Origin of the sequence: Bradyrhizobium sp., from assembly GCF_049512235.1 — a bacterium.
Taxonomy (GTDB): domain Bacteria; phylum Pseudomonadota; class Alphaproteobacteria; order Rhizobiales; family Xanthobacteraceae; genus Bradyrhizobium.
In genome coordinates this window covers 1-6009 of the sequence record NZ_JBEKXH010000397.1, presented here as the reverse complement: position 1 = coordinate 6009, position 6009 = coordinate 1, and the positions used below count along the sequence as shown (strand labels likewise).

Genomic DNA, 6009 nt, shown 5'->3' with positions numbered 1-6009 from the left:
TTCCCCCTACGCGAAAAAAGGTTTACTATCTTCACGACCCGGCGGCATTCCGCCGCGCACATCTACACGTACTCGCACGTCAATGCGGAGTATGATCGCGTGGTGATCGACGGTCTCTGCAAGTCGTCTTGCACGACAGTCCTGGGGGTTGTTCCCCTCAACAAAATCTGCATCACATCGAGCGGCTACTTCATGTTTCACGCTGCGCATCACGGTGACCGCAGCATTAACCCCGGTGAGACTCAGTTAATGATGTCGGCCTATGCGCCCAAGGTTCGCGACTGGGTGATGAAGCATCACGCGCTCGAACAGGTGGACCCGTACACGTACCTGTACGCCAAGGATGTGACGTTCATCCGACACTGTAGCCGGTGAGGCCTCTGGCGATGAACGGCCGCGTCAACCGGGAAGTCATCAACGATACCGCCAAGCTGGTGATGCACCGGCTGATCGCGCGCCCAACGCGAGAATGCGAGGGGATTTTTTATTCAACATTTCGTGTGATTGTGTTCGGTAGCGCCCCCGACGCAGGCCGATAACGCAGCGATTTCAGTCGATCCGACCAGGCTTTGCGTGAATGGGCTCATTTTCCGGCGGGTTGTCGCTTTTAGGCACGTAACAATGTGCCTGCGGCTGCGAACAGGCAGCAAACCCCAAGTGTTGGAGCATAGCCATGTGGTCACGCCTCGTCCTGCCGCTCGCATTCATTGCCGGCCTGTCTCCGGCCGTTGCTGCGGAGCGCCCCGTCGTCGTCGAATTGTTCACTTCGCAAGGATGTTCGTCCTGCCCGCCCGCGAATGCTTATCTGAACGAGCTATCGAGGGATCGGCGGGACCTCCTGCCGCTTGCCTTTCATGTCACCTACTGGGACAGACTGGGCTGGAAGGATCCGTTTTCGTTGGAAGCCGCTACCCAACGCCAGGATCAATACGGCCACCGCTTCGGCGATGGGTCCTACACGCCGGAGATTGTCGTTGACGGCGCGGTTGGTTTGGTGGGTTCGCATCGCGGCGAAGTCGGATCCGCGATCGATAAAGCGAAAAGCGAGAGCCGCACCGCAGCGGCAGTTCGCGTCACGCGAAACAACAGGCTGGTTTCCATAGAGGTCGGCTCCGGCAACGGCGGCGGAAAGGTCCTGTTGATCGGCTTTGACCACGCGCACACGACTGCGATCGGGCGCGGTGAGAACAGCGGAAGAACGTTGACCGAGGCCAACGTTGTCAGGTCGGTCAAGCTGGTCGGCCAATGGTCGGGAACTCCGCTTCACATCGACGAGCAATTCCCGGCGGGTGAGGATGTCGCGGTCGTCCTTGAGGCACCGGACGGTCGTATAATCGGAGCCTCTCGGCTCGAAAATGGACTGACCTGATCGCCGCAAACATCCCAGTGTCGGCAGCGCTGTCCGTCGGCGGCGCTGCCGGGGGAAATAAGATATCGATTGGACGCATCATGACACTCGCTCGCTTCTGGTTTCTCGCCGCACTGTCTGCCGGGCTTGCAGCCTGGACAGGCGGCGACGCAGATGCCGCGACCACCAATTGGGTTGGGGACGGCCACGCGGCTGTACGCCTGATCGCGGCGGCCGAGAGTGTGAGCGCGGCTACCGGTTCGATCGACGCTGGACTGGAATTCAGGTTTGCTCCGGGTTGGCACGGCTACTGGCGCACACCCGGCGATGCCGGCGTTGCGCCTTTGATCGACTGGTCCGGTTCGGAAAACATTGTACGCGACGAGGTGAGCTGGCCCGCCCCGCATCGTCTGGTTGTCGAGGGGCTGCAGAACAGCGTTTACGACGGGCACGTTGTGCTCCCGATCAAGCTGGCCCTGAAGCAGGCTGGGGTCCCCACGCGGATCCGGACGGCGATCACCTACGCGGCCTGTTCGGATGTTTGCGTACCCTATCAGGCAGAACTTTCGTTACCCTTGCTGCCGGGATCTGGCGCGGTTTCTTCAGAGGCAGCCCTCATTGGCTCTGCCTGGAGGGCCGTACCGGGTACTGCGGCGGCCGCCGGCATCGATGTTGTCCGCACCCGATTCGCAGGTACCACGTCAGCACCAAAGCTCGTTGTTGATCTGCGTAGCAAAGGCAAACCATTCGCCCAACCCGATTTGTTTGTCGAAGGTGCGGGGGATGGAATACCGGCGGCTCCCGATGTCGAACTTGGGAACGATGGCAGCACCGTCCGCCTGACCGTTGAACTTCCGGCACAGCTTCCTTCCAACCGAGCTCTGAGATTGACGTTTGCCGATGGCGACCGAAGTGCGGAATTTCCCGGGCCCGCCGGCACGGCGATCGTCGCGAATCCGGCGGGCTTCTCGTCGGCGCTTCTGGCGGCTTTGCTCGGCGGCCTTATCCTCAACCTGATGCCCTGCGTGCTTCCGGTACTGTCGATCAAGTTGTTCGCGTTCACACAAAATGCAGGACGCGGATTGCGGGAGGTCCGGTTGGGATCTGCGGCGACCGCCGTCGGCATCGTTGCGAGCTTCCTGCTGTTGGCCTCAGCCCTTGTCGCGTTTAAGTGGTCGGGCGCCACGCTCGGCTGGGGCATACAGTTTCAGCAACCCTGGTTTCTTGCGGGAATGGCTGCGGTGACGGTCCTGTTCGCGGCAAGCTTCTTTGAGTGGCTCCCCATCGGTCTGCCCGGTTCAGCGATGACCGTTCTATCCGGAGGATCGCGTGGGCCGATAGTCGAGGCCTTCCTCACCGGCATGTTCGCAACTTTGCTGGCTACCCCGTGCTCCGCGCCCTTTGTCGGGACGGCCGTCGGTTTCGCGCTGGCGCAGGGACCGCTCGAAATCTTCTCGATCTTTTTGTGCCTCGGCATCGGCATGGCGCTGCCGTTCGGTATGGCTGCGCTATTTCCCGGTAGTCTGGCCTGGCTTCCGCGCCCGGGTCCATGGATGCTGACGCTGCGGCGATTGCTCGGTGCGCTCCTCTTGGGCACCGCGGTTTGGTTACTCTTCGTCCTTTGGAGCGTGGCTGGAGCCCGAGTTGCGGCAACGACGGCATTTCTTCTCACATGCCTTTTGGGATATCGAGCCTTCGCGTCGGGCCGTGACCCCGGTGACGGATCGCGTTGGTCTGGGATCGTGACCGCTGCGCTCGCGATTGCGCCGCTGGCTGCCGGCTTGTTGCTGGTGACACCTTTCCCGAAAGTGACGGCCGGACCGGAATGGCAGTCGTTCGATCCGAACGCTGTCCCCGGTTTGATCGCGCAAGGAAAGACGGTGCTGGTGGACGTCACCGCGACTTGGTGTTTGACGTGCAAGGTTAACGAGTTGACGGTGCTCGGCAATGCCGAAGTCAGGTCGCGACTCGCGCGGCCGAATATCATCCGAATGCGCGCCGACTGGAGCCGACCGGATCCCTCGATCGCAAGCTATCTGCATGGCTTCGCGCGTTACGGAATTCCGCTCGACGTCGTCTACGGACCGCGGTACCCCCAAGGAGAAGCGCTTCCCGAGCTTCTGACACCGGGCACTCTCCTACAGGCGCTCAACCGCGTCTCCGGGAAAAGCCAGGATTCAACGGTAGGCGCTCCGAGTTGATCGGCGTTGCCATGAAGCCGTTCAATATTGCAAATCCAGCAATAATATATTGCAGGAGATGCCTATTCTTTCCGGAGGCGCGATGCCTTATTCCCCGTGGGAGCTGAGCCGCTGGTCCGAACATGCTTGCCACTCGAGGTCTCGCCATGCGTAACGCCCTGAACGCGAAGCAACACAGCAATGCAGTCGCATTCGGGCCCTTTCGTCTTTTCCTGGCAGAAAGACGCCTCGAGAAGGAAGGGGCACCGGTTCATCTCGGCAGCCGCGCCCTGGACACCCTGTTGGCGCTTGCGCAAAGGATGAATCAACTCGTCAGCAAGGACGATCTGATGGCCGAGGTCTGGGTGCAGGCTGAGCCAAATATCGGGAAGGCAACGATCCGTTGGCCGCAGCGGTGACAGGCGCGGCGGCCAATGCTGGCCCCACTACCTAACGTTGGAATTCTTTGACGCGTAGGGGCACCCCTTGTGGGTGCCCTGGTGAGACCGGGTGAAGACGCGAGAGGGCGACCACGAGGGTCGCCGCTACGAAAAATGCAGCACGGGCAGCATCGCCGTCAAACGCGGGAGTGCGGCATGGTGGCTTGCTTGGCAAGATATCGGTCAAGTACCAAAGCAAGCGGACAGATCGCAAGCGCCGTGGCGGCTGTCGTTGCCGTCGCGATCGAGGGACCAAGCGCGTCTCCCAAGAGGCCATAGAGCACCGGTGCGATCGCCCCTGATCCGATGGTCCCGCTATAAAACAGGGCGAAAGCGCGTTCGGTCAGATGCGGGGGCGTGAGCTCGGGCACTGTTCCATAGAGGACGGAAGATGTGCCGTTGAGCATCACGCCCAGCAACGGCAGCAGCGCGATGGCAGGCGTGAGCGGGAGTGCGAGCACCGCTGCGATCAAGGCCGCCGTGCCGCCTTCGGTGACAAGAACGGTCCGCAGCGTGCCGATCCGCGCGCCGAGCCAACCGCATGTAAACTTGCCGGCCGCGCCTCCGATAAAGACCAGCGCCAGCGCCAAGCCGCTGGTCGGCAGGGAAGCGCCTTTGCCGCGCAGTAAAAACGGCAGGAACGTCAGGAAACCCATCCTCACCGCGGTGTCGAGAACTCCAATCGCCAGCAGGCAGTTGAAGCCACCGCGGCCTTTATCTCCGGCATGCCCAGGACTTGATGAAGCCTTTCTGCTCGCATGTCCTTTGCCGACTGCGGGCATCCACAGCGCAATGCCGGCGGCTACCAGCAGGCCGGCGCATGCCACCAGCAGCAACGCATGCCGCCACGACATGATCACCAGCAGCAGAGCGACCAGCGCAGGGATCGCGGCCTTGCCGAGATCGCCCGTGAAGTTATAGATCCCGAGCGGTCCCCGCGCCGCTGCGCCATAGGCGCGCGATACGGCTGCCGAAGCGAGAGGGTGCTGGGTGCTCGACCCGGCACCCGAGAGCGCGAGCGCGAAGCCCAATGCGAGGAAGCTGCCGGACAGCCCGGCCAGGACGTAGCCGAGGGCCGACAACGCCGTTCCGAGCACCAGGATCATCTTGCCGTCGATCCGCTCGGCGAGCCGGGCGACCGGGATTTGCAGCCCAGCCATGGTCCCGGCATAGAGCCCGCGCAACAGCGCCAGAAGCCCATAGCCCAACGCGAACTCGGTCTGCCAGACTGGCAACAGCACGTAGATCAAGTCCGTGTAGCCATCGTGGAGGGCGTGATTGACGCCGGTCACCATCAGCGTGCGCGCCGCCCGGGCCCGTTCGTCCCGGCACCGATCGGCGGATCCCGTCACCAGTTCACTCATTGCCGTTCTCCCGCTGGAGGAGCGGCAGCAACGAGAGAAAATCTAAGGAGAGGATTGCCATGGACCGAGCGCAATGCATGAAAAAAGCCGTTGAGTGATGCCATCGCTCGCACACTACGCATTCCCGGGCCTTGTCGCAAATCAGTAATAATCCTATCATGAGTTAGAAAATCTCACTCAAATCTGACCCTTCAAGCCGCGCTCGACGGCCTCGGCGTGGCGATGGGGCCAACGGCGCTGATTGCCGACGATCTCGCCTCGGGTCGCCTCGTGACGCCGTTCCCGAAGGTCAGCCTGCCGGCCAGGAGCTATTTCGCCTACTTTCCGGAATCGCGCAGCAACGATCCGTTCAGCGCGGTCTTCTGTGACTGGCTTGAGCAGCACGGCCGTGGCGCCGGTCGCGTAGCGCCGTCAATTGTCCTATCTTAGTTCGCCACCGGCCTTTGGCCGCCCCCCTTGCATGAAACAGGCTGGATGCGGGGCGCCGAAGGAGGGCGGCGCCCCTCATACGCGCTAGTTGAGCGATTCCGTGAAACTTACCATTTCAGGCCACGAGCATTGGCCTCTCACTCCCTCTCCCGCTCTTCGCGGGGGAGGGTGGGGTGGGGGTGCCTCAGCATAGATACCACCTGCGTCGGCCCCCACCCCGACCCTCCCCCGCGCGAAGAGCGCGGGAG

Annotated in this window: 5 protein-coding genes and 1 pseudogene; 5 read left to right on the top strand and 1 reads right to left on the bottom strand. The window is 62.2% G+C overall.

Annotated elements, in window-relative coordinates; all coding sequences use genetic code 11:
• The 4 genes from ABSG20_RS27415 to ABSG20_RS27400 all read left to right on the top strand — a co-directional run.
• A partial coding sequence (locus tag ABSG20_RS27415) for a hypothetical protein (RefSeq protein ID WP_423867614.1) occupies nt 1-375 on the top strand: 375 nt, incomplete at its 5' end.
• 298 nt (nt 376-673) lie between these two features.
• Nucleotides 674-1369: a DUF1223 domain-containing protein gene (locus ABSG20_RS27410; protein WP_423867613.1), complete on the top strand. Its 696-nt coding sequence runs from the start codon at nt 674-676 to the stop codon at nt 1367-1369.
• A gap of 80 nt (nt 1370-1449) precedes the next feature.
• Nucleotides 1450-3549, top strand: a complete 2100-nt coding sequence (locus ABSG20_RS27405; RefSeq protein WP_423867612.1) for a protein-disulfide reductase DsbD family protein — start codon at nt 1450-1452, stop codon at nt 3547-3549.
• Between the two features lie 146 nt (nt 3550-3695).
• Complete coding sequence (locus ABSG20_RS27400) at nt 3696-3947, top strand: winged helix-turn-helix domain-containing protein (RefSeq protein ID WP_423867611.1); 252 nt, start codon at nt 3696-3698, stop codon at nt 3945-3947.
• 158 nt (nt 3948-4105) lie between these two features.
• On the opposite strand, the gene ABSG20_RS27395 is transcribed toward ABSG20_RS27400, so the two are convergent.
• Complete coding sequence (locus ABSG20_RS27395) at nt 4106-5332, bottom strand: MFS transporter (protein ID WP_423867610.1); 1227 nt, start codon at nt 5330-5332, stop codon at nt 4106-4108.
• A 174-nt stretch (nt 5333-5506) separates the two neighbouring features.
• Between ABSG20_RS27395 and ABSG20_RS27390 the strand changes: the two are divergent.
• Nucleotides 5507-5761: pseudogene (locus ABSG20_RS27390) on the top strand (LysR substrate-binding domain-containing protein); the annotation flags it as partial.
• Nucleotides 5762-6009: the final 248 nt, after the last annotated feature.

Excerpts from the sequence above, each read along its gene's own strand:
- ABSG20_RS27410 (WP_423867613.1), top strand. The coding sequence starts at position 674 with ATGTGGTCACGCCTCGTCCTGCCGCTCGCATTCATTGCCGGCCTGTCT.
- ABSG20_RS27400 (WP_423867611.1), top strand. The coding sequence starts at position 3,696 with ATGCGTAACGCCCTGAACGCGAAGCAACACAGCAATGCAGTCGCATTC.
- ABSG20_RS27395 (WP_423867610.1), bottom strand. The coding sequence starts at position 5,332 with ATGAGTGAACTGGTGACGGGATCCGCCGATCGGTGCCGGGACGAACGG.
- ABSG20_RS27405 (WP_423867612.1), top strand. The coding sequence starts at position 1,450 with ATGACACTCGCTCGCTTCTGGTTTCTCGCCGCACTGTCTGCCGGGCTT.